At 65.5% G+C, this 22,044-nt stretch carries 18 protein-coding genes and 1 riboswitch; of the genes, 13 read left to right on the forward strand and 5 right to left on the reverse strand.

Annotation, left to right across the window (positions count from 1 at the left end):
• The first annotated feature begins 8 nt into the window (after positions 1–8).
• From JFC13_RS12920 to JFC13_RS12940, 5 genes are read left to right on the forward strand one after another with little or no spacing between them, the layout of a single operon-like run.
• Complete coding sequence (locus tag JFC13_RS12920) at positions 9–1,601, forward strand: ABC transporter substrate-binding protein (RefSeq protein ID WP_198397494.1); 1,593 nt, start codon at positions 9–11, stop codon at positions 1,599–1,601.
• A complete protein-coding gene (locus JFC13_RS12925; RefSeq protein WP_198397495.1) occupies positions 1,568–2,527 on the forward strand; it encodes an ABC transporter permease subunit in 960 nt (319 codons plus the stop codon). The genes JFC13_RS12920 and JFC13_RS12925 overlap by 34 nt, the downstream gene beginning before the upstream one ends.
• Positions 2,524–3,303 carry an ABC transporter permease gene (locus JFC13_RS12930; protein ID WP_198397496.1) on the forward strand — a complete coding sequence of 260 codons (780 nt, stop codon included), beginning with the start codon at positions 2,524–2,526 and terminating at the stop codon, positions 3,301–3,303. The genes JFC13_RS12925 and JFC13_RS12930 overlap by 4 nt, the downstream gene beginning before the upstream one ends.
• 11 nt (positions 3,304–3,314) lie before the next feature.
• On the forward strand, positions 3,315–4,235 hold the full coding sequence (locus JFC13_RS12935) for an ATP-binding cassette domain-containing protein (protein ID WP_198397497.1): 921 nt from the start codon (positions 3,315–3,317) through the stop codon (positions 4,233–4,235).
• On the forward strand, positions 4,222–4,815 hold the full coding sequence (locus JFC13_RS12940) for an ATP-binding cassette domain-containing protein (protein ID WP_198397498.1): 594 nt from the start codon (positions 4,222–4,224) through the stop codon (positions 4,813–4,815). The genes JFC13_RS12935 and JFC13_RS12940 overlap by 14 nt, the downstream gene beginning before the upstream one ends.
• On the opposite strand, the gene JFC13_RS12945 is transcribed toward JFC13_RS12940, so the two are convergent.
• Positions 4,763–5,365, reverse strand: coding sequence for a hypothetical protein (locus tag JFC13_RS12945; protein WP_332839408.1), 603 nt, complete (start codon positions 5,363–5,365; stop codon positions 4,763–4,765). The genes JFC13_RS12940 and JFC13_RS12945 overlap by 53 nt on opposite strands.
• A 103-nt stretch (positions 5,366–5,468) precedes the next feature.
• Here JFC13_RS12945 and JFC13_RS12950 point away from each other — a divergent pair, with 103 nt between their 5' ends.
• Both JFC13_RS12950 and JFC13_RS12955 read left to right on the forward strand, forming a co-directional pair.
• Positions 5,469–7,340, forward strand: coding sequence for an amidohydrolase (locus JFC13_RS12950; RefSeq protein WP_198397499.1), 1,872 nt, complete (start codon positions 5,469–5,471; stop codon positions 7,338–7,340).
• Positions 7,341–7,467: 127 nt separating this feature from the next.
• Positions 7,468–8,781, forward strand: a complete 1,314-nt coding sequence (locus tag JFC13_RS12955) for an acyltransferase family protein (protein WP_198397500.1) — start codon at positions 7,468–7,470, stop codon at positions 8,779–8,781.
• 135 nt (positions 8,782–8,916) lie between these two features.
• Here the strand turns inward: JFC13_RS12955 and fabG are convergent, their stop codons facing one another.
• From fabG to JFC13_RS12970, 3 genes are all read right to left on the reverse strand, one after another.
• Positions 8,917–9,714 carry a 3-oxoacyl-ACP reductase FabG gene (gene fabG / locus JFC13_RS12960; RefSeq protein WP_198397501.1) on the reverse strand — a complete coding sequence of 266 codons (798 nt, stop codon included), beginning with the start codon at positions 9,712–9,714 and terminating at the stop codon, positions 8,917–8,919.
• A gap of 51 nt (positions 9,715–9,765) precedes the next feature.
• On the reverse strand, positions 9,766–10,929 hold the full coding sequence (locus JFC13_RS12965; protein WP_198397502.1) for an acyl-CoA dehydrogenase family protein: 1,164 nt from the start codon (positions 10,927–10,929) through the stop codon (positions 9,766–9,768).
• Positions 10,930–11,032: 103 nt separating this feature from the next.
• Positions 11,033–12,310, reverse strand: a complete 1,278-nt coding sequence (locus tag JFC13_RS12970) for a CaiB/BaiF CoA transferase family protein (RefSeq protein ID WP_198397503.1) — start codon at positions 12,308–12,310, stop codon at positions 11,033–11,035.
• Positions 12,311–12,449: 139 nt separating this feature from the next.
• Here JFC13_RS12970 and JFC13_RS12975 point away from each other — a divergent pair, with 139 nt between their 5' ends.
• Complete coding sequence (locus JFC13_RS12975) at positions 12,450–13,349, forward strand: LysR substrate-binding domain-containing protein (protein ID WP_198397504.1); 900 nt, start codon at positions 12,450–12,452, stop codon at positions 13,347–13,349.
• Positions 13,350–13,394: 45 nt separating this feature from the next.
• On the opposite strand, the gene JFC13_RS12980 is transcribed toward JFC13_RS12975, so the two are convergent.
• Entirely contained in the window at positions 13,395–13,943 is a 549-nt protein-coding gene (locus tag JFC13_RS12980) for a DUF1990 family protein (protein ID WP_198397505.1), read from the reverse strand.
• A 120-nt stretch (positions 13,944–14,063) separates the two neighbouring features.
• Between JFC13_RS12980 and JFC13_RS12985 the strand changes: the two genes are divergently transcribed.
• The 5 genes from JFC13_RS12985 (at position 14,064) to JFC13_RS13005 (ending at position 21,875) form a co-directional block, all read left to right on the forward strand.
• Entirely contained in the window at positions 14,064–14,864 is an 801-nt protein-coding gene (locus JFC13_RS12985) for an SDR family oxidoreductase (protein ID WP_198397506.1), read from the forward strand.
• 358 nt (positions 14,865–15,222) lie between these two features.
• A riboswitch (glycine riboswitch) is annotated at positions 15,223–15,346 on the forward strand.
• A gap of 172 nt (positions 15,347–15,518) precedes the next feature.
• Positions 15,519–18,470: an aminomethyl-transferring glycine dehydrogenase gene (gene gcvP / locus JFC13_RS12990; RefSeq protein WP_198397507.1), complete on the forward strand. Its 2,952-nt coding sequence runs from the start codon at positions 15,519–15,521 to the stop codon at positions 18,468–18,470.
• On the forward strand, positions 18,470–19,753 hold the full coding sequence (locus JFC13_RS12995) for an aminomethyltransferase family protein (RefSeq protein WP_198397508.1): 1,284 nt from the start codon (positions 18,470–18,472) through the stop codon (positions 19,751–19,753). The genes gcvP and JFC13_RS12995 overlap by 1 nt, the downstream gene beginning before the upstream one ends.
• Positions 19,754–19,846: 93 nt before the next feature.
• Positions 19,847–20,245: a glycine cleavage system protein GcvH gene (gcvH, locus tag JFC13_RS13000; RefSeq protein WP_198397509.1), complete on the forward strand. Its 399-nt coding sequence runs from the start codon at positions 19,847–19,849 to the stop codon at positions 20,243–20,245.
• A gap of 115 nt (positions 20,246–20,360) precedes the next feature.
• Entirely contained in the window at positions 20,361–21,875 is a 1,515-nt protein-coding gene (locus JFC13_RS13005; protein ID WP_198397510.1) for an L-serine ammonia-lyase, read from the forward strand.
• The last annotated feature ends 169 nt before the right edge of the window (positions 21,876–22,044 follow it).

Genomic DNA, 22,044 nt, shown 5'->3' on the forward strand with positions numbered 1-22,044 from the left:
TCGATGATATGAAACGAAGGACAACCTCGGCGCTGGTGGCCTCTGTGGGGGCGCTCGCACTCGTACTCTCTGCGTGCGAGGCTCCCGACGGGGGTGACTCGCAGCTGGTCATCGGCACCGAGAACCTCGGCGGATACAACCCCGTCAACGGCTATTCCGTCGACGGCAACTCCCCCTTCTATGACGGGCTGCTGCGCCTGCAGGAGGACTCGGGAACGGGACAGATGCCGGGCCTGGCGCCGGCGCTGGCAGCCGCGGAACCGAAGGCGAATGAGGACTCGAGCGCATGGACGGTGAAACTGCGTGAGGGCGTGACGTTCTCTGATGATTCCGCTTTCGATTCACAGGACGTGGCCGCCACCTATCGAGCCATCATCGACCCCGACTCCGCCTCGGAGGTCGTCGACGCATTCCGGATGATCGAGGACATCGAGACACCGGATGAGTCCACCGTCGTCTTCCGGTTGAGCGAGCCGACGCCCACGTTCGCCTCACGGCTGACCTTGGGGATCCTGCCCAGCGAGGCCATCGAGAAGGGCACTCCGGCCGCCGACTGGAGCGTCAACAGCGAACCCGTCGGCACCGGTGCCTACGTCCTGGACTCCCTCACCTCGGACACCGCGGTGCTGAAGGCCAGGGACGACTACTGGCGCACCACTCCGGAACTGAAATCGGTGACGATCCAGGCCTACGCGGATTCCTCCGCGCTGGCGGCAGCAGTCTCCGACGGCAAGGTCTCCGGGGCAGCCGTGCCACCGCGCTCGGTCGACAAGATCGCGGGGGGCGACCATGAGATCGTCACCGCGAGAACCGCAGACTGGCGCGGACTGACCCTGCCCTCTGACAACCCGTTCACCGCCTCGGCCACCGTGCGCAAGGCACTCAACATCGCCATCGACCGGGACAAGATCGTCGACGAGGTCCTCGCCGGCCACGGCACACCGGCCTCGACCCCGGTCGGTGAGTTCTACGGAGACGCCTACGAACCCTCGGCCAACTTCGAACTCGACGTCAAGGCCGCGCAGAGAATGCTCGACGAAGCCGGATGGAAGAAGGGTGACGACGGCCTTCGTTCCAAGAACGGTCAGAGCGCGAGCATCCCGTTCACCTATCCCGCCGGTGACTCCGTGCGCGGGGACATCGCCGCCGAGGTCGCCGCACAGCTCAAACCCTTGGGCATCACCGTCGAGGTCGAAGCCGGAGAATGGGACGAGATCGAGAAGTCCATGACGAAACAGGCGATCGTCTACGCCGGTGGGGAACAGCCCTACAACATCGATCACCAGATCAGGGCGGCGCTGCACACCCACACAAGCGCCTCCGGGGTCTTTGACAATCCTTCCGACGTGGAGATTCCCGGAGCCGACGAACTCCTCGACCATGCCGCCGAGGAGACCGATGAGGCGAAGGTCAACGCGGACTACCGCCGGGTCCAGGACCTCTACATGGACGACCCCAGCTACCTCATCGTCGCCTTCCTCGAACACACCTATGTCGCCGACACCGACGGCTGGGACGTTTCGGACACCACGTTCGAACCCCACGTCCACGGCTCAGACTGGGGTCCATGGTGGAATCTGGCGGACTGGACGAAGAGCTGAGGGGCACCGTGGCCAGGGGCGTCGTACGTCGCTGCGCGATCGTCTGCGGTGGGATGCTCATCGCGGTGCTGGCCGCTGGTGCAGGCGTGTTCGCCCTGGCCGCGGCCTCACCGGCGAACCCTCTGGCCCACACCGTCGGCAGCTGGGAGTTCGCCTCCGAGCAGGCACGAGCCGACCTCGAAGCCGCCTACCACCTCGGTGGGTGGCTCTCCGCCTGGTGGCAGTGGCTGATCACGGCGGTGACCACGGGCGACCTGGGCTATTCCCGGATCCTCCACGCCCCGGTCGCAGAGATCGTGACTTCTCGCGGTCTCAACACCATCGCCGCCAGCGTCTGCGCCGCAGCCATCACCGTGATCGTGGTGGGTGCGGTGGCGATAGCGCTGGCCCACTTCCCGGGACTGGCCCAGAGCACGAGCGCCTCGGGCTTCCTCGGCGCCTGGCTGGCAGTCCCCTCGTTCCTCATCGCGCTGATCATCGTCGTGGTCTGGGGCGCTTCGCTGCCCAACCCCGCCACCAGCGCCCCGATCACTCTCATCCCCGGGGTGGCGATCACGATCGCGCTCGCCTGGGCCGCCCCGCTCATCGCCGCGGCCCGTTCTGCCGCCGCCGAGGTGTGGTCGACTCCGTGGGCCCGTGCACTGATCGGCCGCGGATTTGGCCACAGAGCCCGGATCCGCACGGTGCTGCCCACCGTGCTCGGCGCCGCGCGCAGCCCCGCACTGGTCTACCTGCCCACCATCGTCCTCGGCGAGGCCGCCGTCGAAGCGGTACTGGCCTATCCGGGGTTGGGCAACGCACTCGTCCAAGCCGCAGCCGGAGCCGACCTGCCGCTGCTGGCCACCGTCACCTCGATCGCTGCGGGAATGACGACAGGACTCATGCTGCTGGTGCGCACCGCGACGACCAGCGGTGATCGGCCATGAGAATTCGCCTGCCGATCCTCGCCATCGCGGCCGTCCTGGTGCTGCTCATCATCGGACGCTTCCTGCCGACGCAGACCACCGACTTCGCCAACTCCCTGCTGCCACCCGGAGACGGCGGACCGGCTGGAACCGACCATTACGGACGCAGCGTCTTCCGAACCACCTGGACCGCGGCCGGGGGATCGGCTCTTGCCGCACTCCTCACCGCCTCGGCGACAACTCTCATCGGGGCCGCCATCGGAGTCGTGTCCACCCTGTCGCGGGCACTGTCGAAGATCTCCACGGCACTGCTCATCGCCACCGTCACCGTGCCCTCGATGCTGCTGACCTTCATCGTCGTGGGCATCCTCGGCGGGGGACGAGAAGCGATCATGGTCACGGTGGCACTGACGCACTGGCCGATCGCGGCCCAGCTCATCGGGCCGAAACTCAGCGAAGAATGGAACTCCGGGTGGGTGCGCTTCGACCGCCGCCTCGGCGCCACCCGCCGTCAGATCCTGACCTGGCATCTGCTCCCGGCCGTCTGGGGGCGAGTGGCCGCTGCCATGGCGATCACCTTCCCCTCGGCCGTCGTCCACGAGGCCACCACCTCGTTTCTGGGCATCGGAGTCGATCCTGCCGCGGTGTCCCTGGGCCCGCTCATCGCCTGGGGGCGCAACGACATGACCGTGGGAGCATGGTGGACACTGCTCGTCCCGACGCTGGCACTCATGCTGCTGCTCCTGCCGCCGACGATCATGTCCCGCCGCCTCGGAGAAAGGCCGCGATCACTGTGAAGGCCATTACCGTGAGCCAGTGTTCCCTGCGACTGCCGCCTGCAGGAGCCCACATCCTCTCCGATGTCTCCGTGACTCTGCCGCTGGGGCACATCACCTGGCTGGTGGGGGAGTCCGGGGCCGGGAAATCCACACTCTGCAATCTGTTGGCCGGGCTGACTCCTGCCCGTGCCGATGTCACCGGGCACCTCGACTTCGGTGCCGAGCATGTTGACCTGAGCACCCGGCGAGGCAGAAATCGCTTGGCCGAGCTGCGCGGGCGCGGCGAACTCGCCTGGGCCCCGCAGAACGCCATGGACACGTTCCCACCGCGGCTGCGTCTGCGGCAGTGGTTCCACCGCGCCGGAATCGATGATCCGGACCTGCGCCCCTTCGATCTGGAGAACACGCTGCTTCAGCGATACCCCCACGAGCTCTCCGGCGGACAGATCTCCCGAGTCTCCCTGGCCGCGGCCCTGTCACACACGCCGAGGCTGCTCGTCTGTGACGAACCCACAGCCGGACTCGATCCCCGGCAGGCCGATTCCATGGTTGACATCCTCGACGACTGCGCCCGTACCAATGGAGCCGCCGTACTCGCCGTCACCCACGACCTCTCCGGCATGGCCAGGAACGCCCGAGGTGATGACCGTGTCGCCGTCCTCTTCAACGGACACATCGTCGACACCTGCACTGTCGAGAATTTCTTGGCAGGAGACGCCGACAATGCCTACAGTCGGGCCCTTGCCGCAGCCGCACCGGACGCGGGAGCCCACCCGCTGCCGCTGACTCCCCGCCACCTCGGCGGGCAGGATTATCGTGTCGGCGATGAACTGCGCCGCTTGGACGGGCCACCCATCCATGGCAGCGACGTCATCCACGGCGGCGACGTCATCCATGTCAGTGATGATCGGGCACAGCAGAATCGGGGTGACGCCGATGGAGCTGCATGAGCTCGAAATCGACTACGGGAGCACCCGGATCGGCCCGGTCAGCGCCGATTTCCTCGTCGGGAGCGTCACCGTTCTGCGAGGTGGTTCGGGCAGCGGCAAGACCACCCTGTGCCTGGCCATGACCGGATTCCTCACCCCCACCAGCGGGCGCATCCGCGGTGAGCCGGGCGTGCTGGTGCCGCAGAACCCACGCGAATGGCTCAACCCCAGGCACACCGTCGCCGAGGTGATCGACCGGACCGCTCGCATTCTCGGCCGCAAGCTGGAGGCCGAAGAACGAACCGACATCTTGGGCCGCGCACTGCTGGGGTCGGATCTGCTCGAGCACAAGTGCGGTGAGCTCTCCGGAGGCCAGGCAGCCAGAGTGTGCCTGGCCCGGGCCCTGGCCAGCGGAGTCGACACGATCGTCTGCGACGAGCCGACCGCGGCACTCGATGCTTCGAATGCCGCGCGGTTCGCCCGTCTGCTCAGCGCCTTGGCCGAGGCCGGGCACACGATCATCTGGGCCACACACGATCTGCCCCTGGTCATGGCGACCAACGCGAACAGCAGAATCGTGTCCCTGGACCGCTGGCATTGAGCGTCAGCCCAGTGCACGGTCGGCAGCCAGCGGCGTCAGCTCCACGAGGTGAGCGCCACCTCCGCGGGGCGCCCTTGACAGCAGGTCGGATCGTCACCCAGCGTCGAGCAGCGACGATGAGCATGGTGATGAGTCCGACGATGAGCAGACCGTCGGCGGCGATGTAGAACAGGTGCAGGCTCGACCCGCCGTCATCGACACCGGCGAGCACGGCATCGGTGCGTTTGTTGAGCAGGGGTCGGATCACGGCGACCTTGGCGATGAGGACGACCGTCACCGCACATGTCAGCTGCCGGTACCGGGCACCGACGGCTGACTTGAACACCGACCACAGCAGGATCACGGCGATGGCGATCTCGACCCAGTTCATGGCGGTGAAGACCAGACGGCCGATGCCCAGCCCCAGCGGGATCGTGATGCCCGGCGCGGTGAACTTCAGCGGCGCCTCGATGAGGGAGATGCCGATGATGAGACCGAGCCAGATGGCAGGAAGAACGATGCGAGCACCCGCGGCGAGACGGGTGTCCTGAGAACTGAAGACATTGGCCATGCCTCGGATTCTACTCCCGGTAGAAGAGCTGGGGTATCGGCGCGCAGAAACCACCTCGCGCCCCAGCCCGGAACGCGTGCACTTGCGCTCTAGACTGGTGCTCATGCGTCTGTTCTCCAATGCCGTCGTGCGAAGTTTTGCACCTGCCGCCCCTGATGCCACCTCGGCGGTGGCACCCGACTCGATCCTCGTCGACGGGGAGACGATCGTGGCCGTGGGCACCAGAGCCGAACTGCTCGACATCGCAGCCGCGGAGTCCTCGACGACGGCAGCGCTCGCCTCGGCGGGTGGAATCGGAGCCACCACGGTGATTCCGGGCCTCGAAATCGAGGAGATCGACTGCGCCGGCCAGGTCATCCTGCCCGGCCTCGTCGACGCGCACATGCACTCGGTCCACTACGCAGACTCCCTGACCAATCTCGATCTCTCCGATGTCCGATCCTTGACCGAGGCGGTCGACGCCATCCGTGACCGCGCCAGCCAGATGCCGTTCGGTGAATGGGTCGTCGGTTCCGGGTGGGACATCAACAAGTGGGATGACCCGCGCTACCCCGATCGCGAACTGCTCGACCAAGCCGTACCCGACCATCCGGTGGCGATGTGGTCAGTCGATCTCCACACCCTCTGGACGAACGCCCACGGCCTTGAGATCGCCGGCATCGATGACCTCACCGCGGACCCGTTCGGCGGAGAATTCGTTCGCGATGACGAGGGCTCGCTGACCGGGCTGGTCCGTGAGGATGCCACCGACCTGGTGGCCAGATTCATTCCCGAACCGTCCCGCGCAGAACAGGTCGAGCGACTCGATCGCACCCAGAAGCTCTTCCTCTCCCAAGGGCTGACCGGGATCCACGATTTCGACTCCATCGCCTCGACGCTGGGGTGGTACGACCTGCGCGAAGCCGACCGACAGCACATCCGTGTCACGAAGTACCTGCGCTCACCGGAGGTGCCCTGGGCCATCGAGACCGGATGGCACACCGGCGACGGCGATGACTGGCTGCGCCGAGGTGGCCTGAAGCTGTTCTCCGATGGAGCCCTGGGCTCGCACACCTGCCACATGTCCTCACCGTTTCCCGAGCCGCACGCTCACGCAGAGACTGTGACCCCCGACGAGGTGGGAGACGAGGCGGGCGCCGAGCAGGAGTTCTACACCTACCCCGGCACCGTGCCCGAGGACGCCTTGAGCGCTGCGCCCGAGGACGCCAACTACGGGATCGCCCAGATGTCAGAAGACGACCTGTTCGAGAACGCACGCTGGGCCACCGAGGCCGGTATCTCTGTTGCCATCCATGCCATCGGCGACCAGGCCAACCACCATGTGCTCAACGTCTTCGAACGTCTGCGTCAGACCACGAAGGAGGCGCAGGAACGCTTCGAACGCCCACTGCGCCATCGGGTCGAGCACGCCCAATTCATTCAGCCTGCCGACGTCGCCCGGTTCGCCGAGCTCGATGTCATCGCCTCCATGCAGCCCCGTCACTGCATCTCTGACCTGCACCTGCTTCACCTCATCGACGAATCTGCGCAACTTGCCGCCTACGCCTGGCCCGACCTGCTGGCCGCCGGGGCACACGTGGCGTTCGGTTCCGATGGGCCGGTGGAGCCCGCGAATCCCTTCGCAGCGATCTATGCGGCGATGACCAGGGCGAACATCTCCGGAGACGCGGCCACGAGCTTCCAGCCTCGACGTCGGCTATCGGCCGTCGAGGCAATTCGGCAGCACACCCAGGGCCCGGCCTACGCGGCAGGACTCGAAGATCGCCGAGGTTATCTGGCCCCGGGCATGGACGCCGACTTCATCGTCGTCGACACCGATCCGTTTGTGGCAGAGGGGCTGACCGTCTCTGCAGTTTCGCACGATGGTCTGCTCGGCTACGAATCCGAAGAGGCACTGTTCGCCCACGCCGAGGCGATCCGTGACACCACAGTCGCGCTGACCGTGGTCGGCGGCCAGGTGAAATACCAAGCCTGACCGGCACCACCGCTCGCCCGCGGCTCAGCCACCGCCTACATGCCGCGGCCGTCCTGCTGCGGCCAGCCTGCCACCGCCGTCCTGCCACTCACCTGCTGTCCCATCCTGCCGAAAAGAATCCTCACATATGCCTCGCTCGTTCATGGCTCAGGCGCGGAAGATCGATGCCGCCACCCCTGACTCCCGCAACCGAGAAGTCGACTTCCTCCGCGCGGCGGCGATCACCGTCGTCGTGCTGGGACATTGGACGATCATCGCTGTGAGCTCCACCGGAGGCATCGAGCCGCACGGCCTGCTTGACGAGGCTCGCTGGACGCACCCGCTGACCTGGGTGTTCCAGGTGATGCCGATCTTCTTCCTCGTCGGCGGCTATTCCAACGCTCTGTCCTGGCGTTCGGCGAGACGCAAGAGCATCGGCTACGCCGAATGGCTGCGCGCTCGCCTGCGTCGCCTGGGGCTGCCTCTCATTCCACTGCTGCTCGTCTGGCTGCTCACCTGCATCATTGCGTTGAACTTCGGCGCCGAGCCTGCCGCGGTGCAGCTTGCATCGCAGATGGCGCTGGTGCCCACCTGGTTCCTCGCCGCCTACCTGCTGGTCGCGATCGTCGCTCCGCCCTGTTTGGTGCTGTGGGAGAAATGGGGCTGGTGGTCGATTGTCCTCGGAATCGCCGCAGCCGGGATCATCGACGTCATCAGCATCACCACCGGCAGCATCCTCGCCGGCTACCCCAACTACCTGCTCGTGTGGGCCAGCTTCCACCAGTTCGGCTACGCGTGGCTCGACGGCAGACTCGCCAGTCTGAAGCGCTGTCTGCTGCTCTTCGCCATCGGCGCTATCGGGCTCGGACTCCTCGTCGGATTCGGCCCGTACCCGGTCTCGATGATCACCGCCGGCACCGATGCGATCTCCAACTCGGCCCCGACCCGGGTGACCATGGCCTTCCTCGGAATGGCCCAGGCAGGAATCGTGCTCATGCTTCAGCGACCGCTGGCGGCGCTGCTGCGAAGCCCAGGACTGTGGATGCTCACCGTCCTTGTGAACCAGCGGATCATGACCTGGTTCCTGTGGCATCTCACCGCTCTGACGGCTCTTGCCCATGTGCTCCTCGCACTCGATGCCGAGGCGCTGCTGCCCACCCCGCTGACCGGTGTGTGGTGGCTGACCCGTCCTCTGTGGTGCCTGGCGCTGCTCGCGATCACCGGCTTCCTCGTAGTGATCTTCGGCCGGTTCGAATCTGCGCAGCCCGACGATCGCCCTGCCCCTCGGGTGGGGATGCCGATCTTCGCCGCAGCAGCGATCTGTGCGGGACTGGCGATCATGGCCGATGTGGGCATGGTCAATGCATCCGGGGTGACCTGGGTCTGGCCGCTGCTGCCGCTGGTGGGCATGATCGTCTTCGGCGTCGTCAAACTTCCGCGCAGGCGCTCCTACCGAGACTGAGCACGCAAATTATCGCCGAGACTGACCACGTAGATCCTCGCCGAGGCTGACCCCGGAATGCGAAGAGCCGACGTCCCCGCGGGGACGTCGGCTCACCTCGGCGAGGGCCGAATGCTGACGGGGTCTGAACAGTGATCAGATGTGGCGCCCGCCGGAGATCTCGGTGACCGTGCCGGTGAGGTAGCTGGACAGGCCAGAGGCGAGGAACAGCACCACCGAGGCAACCTCTTCGGGCTCTCCGGGGCGGCCCAGCGGGATCTCGGCGAGCTTCGAATCGATCGCGTGCTGGGGCATGGCCGCGGTCATAGCGGTGTTGATGAAGCCGGGCTGGATCGCATTGATGCGGATGCCCTTGAACGCGACCTCCTTGGCCACGGCCTTGGTCATGCCCACGATGCCGGCCTTCGCCGCCGAGTAGTTCGACTGTCCGAGCATGCCGACCTTGCCGCTGATGGACGAGACATTGACGATGGCGCCGCCGCGGTCCTGTTCGCGCATGACACCGGTGGCGACCTTGAGCCCGTTCCAGGTCCCGCGCAGGTGGACGGAGATGACGTCGTCGAACTCCTTCTCCGTCATTTTGCGGATCGTCGCGTCACGGGTGATGCCGGCGTTGTTGACCCAGATGTCGACGCCACCGAAGGTCGTCGTGGCCGCCTCGGCGAGTTTTTCGGTGTTCTCCAGGGAAGCCACATTGCACACGACGCCGGCGGCAGAGTCGACACCGCCGAGTTCGGTGACGGCTGCCTGAAGGCTCTCCTCGTTCATGTCGCCGAGGACGACCTTTGCTCCGGAGTTGACGAGGCTGCGGGCCATGGCCAGGCCGAGTCCCTGGGCGCCGCCGGTGACGACGGCGACCTTGCCGGTGAGCAGGCCGGGGATCTCGGAGATGCCCTGGGTGGTGGAGGCGGTGGTGGCTGGTGCGTCGGTCATCAGGTCCTTCTTTCCTTGCATGAGGATGTGTCTTCTCAGCGTGTAGACGAGTTACAGGTTGAACTGTGGTTTGTGGGCGCCCTTGAGCAGCTGTCGGGCAACGACGACGCGCTGGACTTCCGAGGTGCCTTCATAGATGCGGAAGAGACGAGCGTGCCGGTAGAAGCGTTCGACCGCGGATTCGCGCATATAGCCCGTTCCACCCTGGATCTGCACACCCTTGTCGGCGATGCGACCCAGAGCTTCGGAGGCGAAGAGCTTCGCGGAGCTGGGTCCCAGCTTCCGGTCCTCATCGGCATCCCAGCGTTTTGCGGCCGCGAGCACGAGAGCCTTGGCGGCGGCAACCTCGGTGTAGATGTCGGCGAGCATGGCCTGGACGAGCTGGAACCGGGCGATGGGCTCGCCACCCTGTTTCGCCTCGGCGGCGTAATTCACGGACTCGTCGAGGATGCGGGTGGCCTGGCCCACGCAGATCGCGGCGACGTGCAGACGGCCTTTGTTGAGCGAGGCCATCGCGGCGTAGAAGCCCTTCTCCTCCTCACCGCCGATGAGGTTGGCGGCGGGGACCCGGACGTCGTCGAAGAAGATCTCCGAGGTCCAGGCACCGGCCTGGCCCATCTTGTTGTCATGGGTTCCGACCGTGACGCCGGCCGTCGTCGTCGGGACGAGGAAGACCGAGATGCCCTTCGAGCCCTTGGCATTCGGGTCGGTGCGGGCGAAGACCATGAGGACGTCGGAGGATTCGGCGTTGGTGATGAAGCGCTTGCTGCCGTTGATGACGTAATTCTCGCCCTCGCGCACGGCCCTGGTGCGCATGCCTGAGGGGTCAGATCCGGCCTCGGACTCGGTCAGCGCGAAGGAGGCGACGACGTCGCCGGAGCTCAGCTTCGGCAACCATTCGCTCTTCTGTTCGTCCGTGCCGTAGTTGACGAGGACCTGGCCGGCGATGCCGTTGTTCGTGCCGAAGACGGACCGGAACGCCGGTGTCGTGTAGCCGAGCTCCATTGCCAGCTGGGCGTCTTGTTCGGCATTCATGCCCAGCCCGCCGTACTCTTCGGGCAGGGCCCATCCGAAGAGCCCCATTTCGGCGGATTCCCTGATGATCGTCTCCGGGATGGCGTCGTCGGCCTCGATGTCGAGTTCGATGGGGACGACCTTCTCGCGGACGAATTCGCGGACGATCGAGAGGATGTCGTCGAGTTCCGAAGTATCCATTCTTCGTTCTCCTTGTGAGTTGACGTGGTGCTGTGAAGTTGTCGGTGGTGGTGGTGTCGCTGTCGGCGAGGTGGAACTGGGCCCCGTTGTCGCCGAGGTGGGGCTAGAGGCTGTCGATCCAGGCACGGACCTGATCGGAGTCGGCCCCGAGTTCCGGTGGTGCGAGGTCGTAGGAGACCTCGGACTTCGCCAGCCGGATCGGGTTGCGGATCGTGGGAATGATGCGCTCGCCTTGACCGGTCTCGACGATCGGGTCGAGGCCGAGGTCCCGGGCGCGCTCGACTCCCTGGGAGATCGAGTTGATCGGGGCGCAGGGCAGGCCCACGGCCGTGAGCTTCTCAAACCATTCCTGCGCCGTATGCTGCTGCAGGGCTTCGAGAAGTTCGGGCTCGAGCTGCTCGCGATTGGCGTTGCGGGTCTTGGCCTTTGCGAAGCGTTTGTCTTCGGCCCAGTCGGGTCGGCCCAGGGCTGTGGCGAGTGTGGCGAACTGACCGTCGTTGGCCGCGGCCACGATGAGTTCGCCGTCTTTCGTCGCCATCGGCTGGTACGGGTAGAGGCTGGGGTGGGCGTTGCCCATGCGCGTCGGTGTCACAGCTGCGGCGGCATAGGCTCCGGACTGGTTCGCCAGGCCCGACATCGCTGAGGACATGAGGTTGGTTTCGACCAGCTGACCCTCGCCGGTGAGGTTCTTGTGCTGGATTGCGGCCATGATCCCGATCGTCGTGTGCAGACCGGTGATGACGTCGAAGACTGCGACGCCGGCACGGTAGGGGGAACCGTCGGGACTGCCGGTGACGCTCATGAACCCGGACATGGCCTGGACGAGCAGATCGTAGCCGGGCAACGGGTTATGGGCACCGAAACCTGTCACCGAGGCGTAGATGACTTCCGGGTTGGGCACGGGGTTAGAGGTGGAGACCGAGTCGTAGTCGAGGCCGAACTTCTTCAGACCTCCCGGTTTGAAGTTCTCGACGATGATGTCGGCACGGGCCGCGAGCTTCTGCGCCACGGCAAGGTCATCGGCATCGGAGAAGTCGAGGGCGATGTCGAACTTGTTCCGATTGATCGACAGATAGTAGGTGGCGTCGTCGTCACGGACCGGTGGGCTCCAATGCCTCGTGTCGTCACCATTGGGGCCCTCGACCTTGATGACCGTGGCGCCGAGGTCGGCGAGCATCATCGTGGAATAGGGGCCGGCCAGGACACGGGAGAAATCGACGACGACTTGGCCCGAGAGAGGACCGTTGCCGGCGCGTGGGAGGAAATCGGCGATGCTGGGGGCCTGATCTCCCGCACTGTCAGTGGGATCCTGTGGTTTCTGACCGTGATCCGACTGTTTGTGATCCGGCGGTGCCTGGGTCGCGGTGGTCTCACCATTCATCTATGAACGCTCCCGGTGGTTCTGCTCGGCTCTGAAGTTCCTCAGAGTGTTTCACCCCATAATATAGCAGTGTGAGTAATAATGAGAAGTGATTGTTATCGTAAATGATATCTAAACCGACGGCGCAGGAGAGCGAGACATGATGGAGATTCAGCAGGTGCGTGCCTTCCTCGCCGTCGCCGAGGAGCTGCACTTCGGCCGCGCAGCCGAGCGTCTGGGGGTGCTCCAGCCCCCGCTGAGCCGCACGATCAGGGCTCTCGAGGACGACCTCGGCGTCACTCTGTTCCAACGCACCACCCGGAATGTGAAGCTCTCACCTGCAGGTGAGGCGCTGGTCGAGCCGGCGCGGAAGATGCTCGAATTCCAGAGCCTCGCTCTCGACTCCGTGCAGCGAGCGGCAACGGGGGAGACCGGACGCATCAGCTTCGGTTTCGCCCGGTCGTCGTCTCGCGCACTGGCTGCTGCACTGGTCACCGCATCGCGGGGGACACATCCCGGGATCGCGTTCAACCTCGAGTCCAACGTATTCGCCGAGGAAGGGCTGGCGCGGCTCGTCGACGGGACCCTAGATCTCACGCTGGTCCGGTGGGCGAAGCAGCCGCCGGGCGTGACAGGGCGACCGGTGATGATCGAGCGTCTGTGCGCAGCACTGCCCGAGGGTCATCGGCTGGCCGGGCAGTCATCGATCCGCGTTGAAGAGCTCTCGGACGAGGACTTCATCACCCTGCCTGCGCACCCTGGTTCGACTCTGAGAGAGAACACCCTGCGGCTGTGCCACGAGGCTGGATTCACCCCTCGCCTCGTTCAGGCGGCACCGGACACGCAGACGATCGGAGCGCTTGTCGCCTCGGGGCTGGGCATCTCGGTCACCTTCGACTCGGTCTCGGCCAATACGCGAGAGGCCGGCACTGTCGCCGTGCCCCTCGACATTCCCGAGGAGCCGTCGATCGTCTACCTCGCGCACTTGACCGATCACGGCAAACCCTCTCTGGACGCGGTGCTCGACCTGGCTGAGGCGGTATTGCCAACTGTGGACTGAAGGATGCTGAGTGAAGGCTGCGGGGCGAAGGGGCAGTGGGAAATTTCAGGGTGAAGAAATGTCGATTTGAGCGCTGTTTCTCGACAATTGCTTACTGCGGAATTTCACCTGCACACTTGACTGCTGCAGCATCGTCTTCAGGCCGGCCACATAACGCCGAGCCATCATCCGCTGCGCCGCAACAGACATCGGAGTGAGGGCTCTCAGCAGCGGATGTCCGGGAACGGACTCCGAAGTGATGGAGACGCCGAGGCGACCGTCCGCTCCGACGGACACGAGGAAGGTCTGCTCCCCAGACTCGAGGTGCCCGGGCAGAGTGCGGTAGACGAAACCCGCTGCAGAGTCTGCGTCGATGACTTCGATGACTTCGCAGGATCCGACCGGAACTGTGAGCTCGCGTCCGCGCAGATGCGGTGCAGGCAGCGGCCAGGTCGGATTGAGCCAGAGATTCACGACCTGAGCGACATGCACACGACGGACCGGACGCGCGATGACACCGGCAGACTCCTGCAGCTTCCACGTCAGGATCGCCTCCCTTGCCGTCGGGAACAGCTCGGCCGGGCCTAGGTCGAGGGTCTGCTTCAATCGGTTCATCCGTCATCTCCTGATGCTGCCGGCCGACTCGTCCTTGTGATTGTCGGTCGCTCCTGCCTACGATACAAACACAGTACTGAGCGAACGCTCGGTTAACTTGACGGACGATGGAGTTCACGCATGACAGAGCACGCCAGCACCCAAGAACAGACCCACCTCGGCGCGCGATTCGCCGGTCAGGTCGCACTCATCACCGGTGCGAGTCGTGGAATCGGACTCGGCATCGCCAAGCGTCTGCAGGCAGAGGGTGCCACGGTCATCCTCACCGCCCGCAAACCCGAGGCCCTCGCCGAGGTGGTCGCGCAGTTCCCCGAAGGCGCCGCATTGGGCATCGCCGGCAAGTCCGACGACCCGGCCCACCGCGCCGAGGTCTATGACACGATCGCCGAGAAGTTCGGCCGCCTCGACGTGCTCGTGACGAACGTCGGCATCAACCCCGTCTACGGACCCCTCATCGACATCGACCTCGACGCAGCTCGCAAGATCCTCGACGTCAACGTCCTCGGCACACTCGCCTGGGTGCAAGGCGCCGTACATCACGAGAAGCTGGGCTTCCGCGAGAACAAAGGCCGCGTCGTGAGCATCTCCTCCGTCGCTGGCCAGGTCCCCAGCCCGGGGATTTCCTTCTACGGCATTTCGAAGGCCGCAGTCTCACATCTGACTCGATCACTGGCCGTCGAGCTCGGCCCCGACATCAGGGTCAACGCTGTCGCCCCGGCGGTGGTGAAGACGGACTTCGCCACCGCACTCTACGAGGGCAGGGAAGAGGAAGTCGCCTCGGCCTACCCGGCCAAACGTCTCGGAACTCCCGAGGACATCGCCGCTGCCGTGGCCTACTTCGCGTCCTCGGATGCCGATTGGATCACCGCCCAGGTGCTCACCGCCGATGGTGGAGTCATCACCGCCGGCGGAAAGGCCTGATCTGCTGACTCCGTCAGTGTGGGCTCGCGTGCGATTTCCTCGACAGAATCGCACGCGAGCCCACAACCACGGACGGAACAGCCGACTCACCGGACGGAACAGCCGACTCACCGGACGGAACAGCCGACTCACCGGACGGAACAGCCGACTCACCGGACGGAACAGCCGACTCACCGGACGGAACAGCCGACTCACCGGACGGAACAGCCGACTCACGGGTAACCGCGCCCATCACGGTGTTTGTCCGCCGTGATCGCAGACACTAGACTTGGCCCCATAAGTTTATAGCCACACCAGCTACAGGGATATAGCCACACCAGCAACACGCAAAACCACACATAATTGAATACTGCCGTTAAGACATGACGTGGGAGAGCTGCTCAGTCGCCGCAACTGCTTCGGTTGCCGCTACCGTACTGCGCAGCGCCGTAGGTGCAATTCCCTCCCCGGGAAACTCTCAGGCCCAGTACCACCGATTGCAGGCATATCTGAAGGAGCCGACTCCGGCTCGCAACGCTCTGAGCGCACGTGTTCACGCACGTGAGGCTCCAGGCGCAAAGCGAACACGAGGGACGCGTCCGACAGATCGGGGAGGACCGCCACTGCTCAGTGCGTCCTCCATAGGCGGGCGCGACACCGACCCAAGGACGGCAATTGACCAGTTCACTCGCCCACACAAGTTCACTTGCGCACACCACAGCGCCCACCGGAGACACCGAACGCCCCTTCTCCGACCGGCATATCGGCCCCCGCGCCGACGACACTGCGGCCATGCTGGCCGAACTCGGCTACGACTCGCTTGAAGCACTGTCGGCCGCAGCCATCCCAGAATCCATTCAGATCGACGGACTCGACCTGCCCACGGGCCGCTCCGAAGCCGAGGTCCTCGATGACCTCCGCGCGATCGCCGGTCAGAACATCATGCGCAAGCAGATGATCGGCCAGGGCTACTACGACACGATCACCCCGGCCGTCATCCGCCGCAACCTGGTCGAGAACCCCGCCTGGTACACCGCCTACACCCCCTACCAGCCGGAAATCTCCCAAGGCCGGCTCGAGGCGCTGCTCAATTTCCAGCAGGTCGTCCAGGACCTCACCGGTCTCGACATCGCCAACGCCTCACTTCTCGACGAGGCCACCGCCGTCGCCGAGGCTGTCCTTCTCATGCGTCGGGCAGTGAAGAAGGGGACAACCGTCGTCCTCGACTCCGAACTCCATCCGCAGACCATCGCCGTCGTCCGCGCCCGTGCGAAGGCCATGGACTTCCGCGTCACCGTCGCTGACCTGGCCGAGGGGCTCGCCGGCGAGGACATCTTCGGCATCGTCTGCGCCCAGCCCGGCACCACCGGCGTCATCCGTGACTTCACCGAGGCCGTCGACGGCGCGCATGACCGCGGCGCACTCGTGACCTTCGACGCCGACCTCCTGGCCCTGACCCTGCTCAAGGATCCCGCCTCCCAGGGCGCCGACATCTCCGTCGGCTCGGCCCAGCGCTTCGGCGTCCCCCTGTTCTTCGGTGGACCCCATGCCGGGTTCATGGCCGTGAAGTCCGGCCTCCAGCGTCAGCTGCCCGGCCGCCTCGTCGGCGTCTCCAAGGACGCCCAGGGCAAGCCCGGTTACCGTCTGGCCCTGCAGACCCGTGAACAGCACATCCGCCGCCAGAAGGCTACGTCCAACATCTGCACCGCCCAGGCGCTGCTGGCCAATGTCGCCTCGATGTACGCCGTCTATCACGGCCCCGTCGGCCTGACCCGCATCGCCTCCCGCATCCACCGCCTGGCACAGGCGTTCGCGACCGCAGCGAACACCGCCCCCGGCGCCGAGGTAGTCAGCCGTGAGTTCTTCGACACCGTGGCCATCCGCGTCGCCGATGCGGAAGCGGCCCGAGTCGTCGCAGAGCGCGGCGGCTACAACGTCCGCGTCATCGACGCCGACACCATCGGCGTCTCCTTCGGCGAATCCCATTCGGTCGCCGATGCCAACGGACTGCTCGAAGCCCTGGGCATCATCGCCCGGGTCGATGAGGCGAACTTCGAATCCGCCTCGGCGGGGACATTCGGAGCCAACCACGTGCCCACCCCGGCCTTCGACGAGAGCTTTCACCGCACGACCGAGTTCCTCACCCACCCGATCTTCAGCGCACACGGCTCCGAGACCTCGATGATGCGCTACCTGCGCACCTTGGCCGACCGGGACCTGGCGCTGGATCGGACGATGATCCCGCTGGGCTCGTGCACGATGAAGCTCAACGCCGCGGCAGAGATGGAACCCATCACCTGGCCCGAGTTCGCCTCCATCCACCCCTTCGCCCCCGTTGAGCAGACGCACGGATGGCGCACCCTCATCACCCGCCTGGAGAACTCGCTCGTCGAGGTCACCGGCTATGACCGTGTGTCCCTGCAGCCCAACGCCGGCTCCCAGGGCGAACTTGCCGGACTGCTCGCAATCCGCAACTTCCACGTCGCCAACGGTGACACCGACCGCGACGTCGTGCTCATCCCGCAGTCGGCTCACGGCACCAACGCTGCCTCCGCAGTCCTGGCCGGACTCAAGGTCCAGGTCATCGCGACTGCAGAAGACGGATCGGTCGACATGGCCGACCTTGACGCGAAGATCGAGAAGAACGCCGACAAGCTCGCCGCGATCATGATCACCTACCCCTCGACCAACGGCATCTTCGAATCCGAGGTCCGCGAGGTCTGCGAGAAGATCCACGCCGCCGGCGGTCAGGTCTACGTCGACGGTGCGAACCTCAACGCCATGGTCGGTCTGGCCAAGCCCGGCGAATTCGGCGGCGACGTCTCCCACCTCAACCTGCACAAGACCTTCTGCATCCCCCACGGCGGTGGCGGGCCCGGCGTCGGACCCGTCGCGGTGCGCGAACATCTCGCCCCGTACCTGCCCGGTGATCCCACCTCGGCGGAACTCGTGGCCGGGGATGAGAACGCGCACGAGCTGCCGATCTCGGCCTCGATGTTCGGCTCAGCCGGCGTCCTGCCGATCAGCCTCGCCTACCTCGAGCTCATGGGCGGCGAGGGACTGCGCGAGGCCTCTCGTGCCGCACTCCTGGGTGCCAACTACCTGGCGGCCAAGCTCCACGATGTGTTCCCCATCCTCTACTCGGGTGAGCACGGACTCGTCGGTCACGAGACCATCCTCGACCTGCGCGAGGCCACGGCGAAGTCCGGTGTCACCGCCGAGGATGTGGCCAAGCGCCTCATCGACTTCGGGTTCCACGCCCCGACCCTTGCATTCCCTGTCCCAGGCACCCTGATGGTCGAACCGACCGAGTCCGAGGACAAGGACGAACTCGACCGCTTCATCGAAGCCATGCGCGTCATCCGCGCAGAGATCGATTCGATCGGCGACAAGTACACCTACGAGGAGTCCCCACTGGCCGGTGCCCCGCACCCGGCGACCGTCGTGATGGATAACTGGGATGCCAAGTACTCCCGCGAGACTGCCGTGTTCCCGGTCAAGGGGCTGAAGGCAACTAAGTACTTCCCGCCGGTCAGCCGCATCGACGGCGCCTACGGCGACCGCAACCTGGTGTGCACCTGCCCGCCGCCAGAGGCCTTCGAAGTCAACGATGAAGAGGACGACTGATGAGTACTGAGAATTCGCCGCGCGAGACCCCGCTGCACTCAACCCACGACAAGCTGGGCGCATCCTTCACCGACTTCGGCGGCTGGGACATGCCGCTGAAGTACGGCTCCGAACTGGCCGAGCACCGGGCCGTGCGTGAGGCCGCGGGAATCTTCGACCTCTCCCACATGGGCGAAGTCCGCCTCACCGGCTCCGACGCCGCCGCGTTCCTTGACTACGCGCTCGTGGCGAAGTATTCGAAGATGAAGATCGGCAAGGCCAAGTACGGTGTGCTGGTCAATGAGGCGGGCTACCTCCTCGATGACCTCATCACCTACCGGATCGGCGAGGAAGAGTTCCTCATCGTCCCCAACGCCTCGAACACCCCGAGCGTCGTCGCGACCCTGAAGGAACGGCTGCGGAACTTCCTGCAGAACGAGTCCCCGGGCGCCGATGCCAAACTCTTCGACGAGTCCGAGGACACTGCGCTCATCGCCGTGCAGGGGCCGAACTCCGAGGCCATCATCCTCCGCGCCCTCGATGAGGGTGAACATGGGGAATTCGGACCTGCGACCACAGCGGCGGACGGATCAGCGGCCAACGATGCAGCCGTCGACGGCGCCGCGGATGATTCCTCGGTGAACTCGACCGGGATCACCGTCGGCGAGGCGGTTCGGGAGCTGAAGTACTACGCGTGGATGCCGCTGACGATCGCGGGCATCGACCTGATGCTCGCGCGCACCGGCTACACCGGCGAGGACGGCTTCGAACTCTACATTCCCAACATCGCCGCCGAGCGCCTGTGGGAGACCTTGACGACGGCCGGAGTCGACTACGGCCTCGTGCCCTGCGGCCTGGCCTCACGTGATTCGCTGCGCCTGGAAGCGGGCATGCCGCTCTACGGCAACGAACTCAGCCTCGAGACCTCACCCTTCGACGTCGGACTCGGCCGCATGATCGGGTTCACAACGAAGGAGAACTTCGCCGCACGTGAGGCACTGTCGAAGCTGGGGGAGACCGAACCGGCCCGCGTGCTCGTCGGACTCACCTCGGCGGGCCGTCGCGCCGCACGATCGGGAGCGAGCGTCTTCGCCTCGGCGGACGAGGTCGGTGCCGAAGGCGGGACAACCGTCGGGACCATCACCTCCGGACAACCTTCGCCGACGCTCGGGCACCCCATCGCCCTGGCGTTCCTCGACCGCGGTCTCGCCGACCCCGGCACGCCCGTCTTCGTCGACATCCGCGGCAAGGCGCATGAATTCTCGGTGACCGAGTTGCCGTTCTACAAACGCGGCGAGAACTGATCCGTTGCACCTGGTGCTGATGCCCCCGGTGACTCGTACACTGGGGGCACCTGCTCACCCACACAGCTGTCAATCAAGCAGAAAAGGACGATCATGGCGCAATTGCCCCCACTTCCAGAGAACTTCACCTACTCCGCCGAACACGAGTGGATCAACGCCGACGCTGACGCCATCGTCGGCAACACGGTGAAGATCGGTATCACCGCAGTCGCCTCTGACGCCCTCGGCGAGGTCGTCTACGTGGACCTCCCCGAGATCGGCGACACCGTCACCGCAGGCGAGACCTGTGGCGAGGTCGAATCGACCAAGTCGGTCTCCGACCTGTACTGCCCCGTGACCGGTGAAGTCACCTCCATCAACGAGGCAGCCACGGACAACCCCGGACTGCTCAACTCCGACCCCTACGGCGACGGCTGGCTGTTCGAAGTCACCGTCACCGAACTGGGCGAAGTGATGGACGCAGCAGGCTACGCAGAGGCCAATTCCCTCTGACACACCCTCCGACCGATGGGACCGGCCACGGCTGGAACGACGCAGTCCGACCGGGCTGGAACTTCCGGCCTTGGTCGGTCCCATCGATCACCCGAAAAGAATCGGAGTATCTTCCATGCCACTGAGCGTCTTCGATCTCTTTACCGTCGGCATCGGCCCGTCGAGTTCCCACACCGTCGGCCCGATGCGAGCGGCATCGAGCTTCCTCACACTTCTGGGCGACAAGCTCGGATCCGTCTCCAACATCAAGGTCGATGTGTTCGGATCCCTTGCCGCCACCGGTGCCGGACACGGCACCTTCGACGCCATCCTGATCGGCCTTGAGGGCTGTGCACCCGATCGCGTCGAAGCCAATGAACTCACTGCCCGCCGGACTCGGATGTCCGAGACGGGCACGATCCTCCTCGGCGACGCTGTCGGTGGCGCTGGTGCTGCCGACGGCGCGGACTCTGCTGGGGGCGGCGTCGAGATCGCCTTCACCGAAGACGATATGGTCAAGCGTCCCCTGACCATCCAACCCCGACACACGAACGCCATGACCATCGCCGCCTTCGACGCCGAAGGTCAGACTTTGGCCGAAGAGACCTACTATTCCGTGGGCGGCGGCTTCGTCACCTCCGAGACCGAGTTCCGCGAGAAGGAGCAGGCCGCCGAGGCTGTTGCCGACTCCCGAGACGACGACGCCAGCGAATTCGCCGTTGCCGATTCGGTCGTCGACGCCGAGCTGCAGTCCTACAGCGAAGAGCTGCCGTACCCGTTCCACTCGGCCGTTGAACTCCTGCAGCGATGCAAGGACACGGGCATGTCCGTCGCAGAGATCATGCTCGTCAACGAGAAGTCGATGCGCGATGAGGACGAGATCCGGCACGGACTCCTCCACATCTACTCAGTGATGGAGGAATGCGCCTCGGCGTCCCTGGATCGCTCTGGTTATCTGCCCGGCGGACTCAAGGTGCGCCGGCGCGCCCACGACTGGTACCTCAAGCTCAAGGCCGAGGACCCCGATCGCGATCCCGGCTACTACCTGGAATGGGTCAACCTCATCGCCATGGCCGTCAACGAGGAGAACGCCTCGGGTGGCCGCGTGGTCACCGCGCCGACGAACGGTGCCGCCGGCATCATCCCTGCCGTCCTCCACTATGCGCTGAACTACGTGGATTCCGTGGTCAAGGGCGGCGAGGCCGCCAAGCACACGGCGATCGTGGACTTCCTGCTCACCGCGGCGGCGGTGGGTGTTCTGTACAAGGAGAGGGCATCGATCTCCGGCGCCGAGGTGGGCTGTCAGGGCGAGGTCGGATCCGCGTCGTCGATGGCAGCTGGGGGACTGGCCGCCATCATGGGCGGAACTCCCGAGCAGGTCGAGAACGCCGCCGAGATCGCCATGGAGCACAACCTGGGCCTGACCTGCGACCCGATCTCCGGGCTCGTGCAGGTCCCGTGCATCGAACGCAACGCGATCGCCGCCGGCAAGGCCATCAACGCCTCGAGGATGGCCTTGTGGGGCGATGGCCAGCACAGAGTCAGCCTCGACGAGGTGATTGAGACGATGCGCCAGACAGGCGCGGACATGAGCTCGAAGTACAAGGAGACAGCGCAGGGCGGCCTCGCCGTCAACGTGGTCGAATGCTGAAGTAACCCGCGAGGCGCCCATGAGGCGGGCCTCACGTGGCAGTGGGCCGGCCTTTTGGGCCGGCCCACTGCGCTGCCTGCCGGGAAGTCCCGGTCAGAGGCTGTGGTGCCATCGAGACCACGCTTGCGATCCGATACATCGCCGGAGCCCCCAGACACCGCTGCGTGCA

Source organism: Brevibacterium antiquum, assembly GCF_016107655.1.
In the GTDB taxonomy this organism is placed as follows: domain Bacteria; phylum Actinomycetota; class Actinomycetes; order Actinomycetales; family Brevibacteriaceae; genus Brevibacterium; species Brevibacterium antiquum.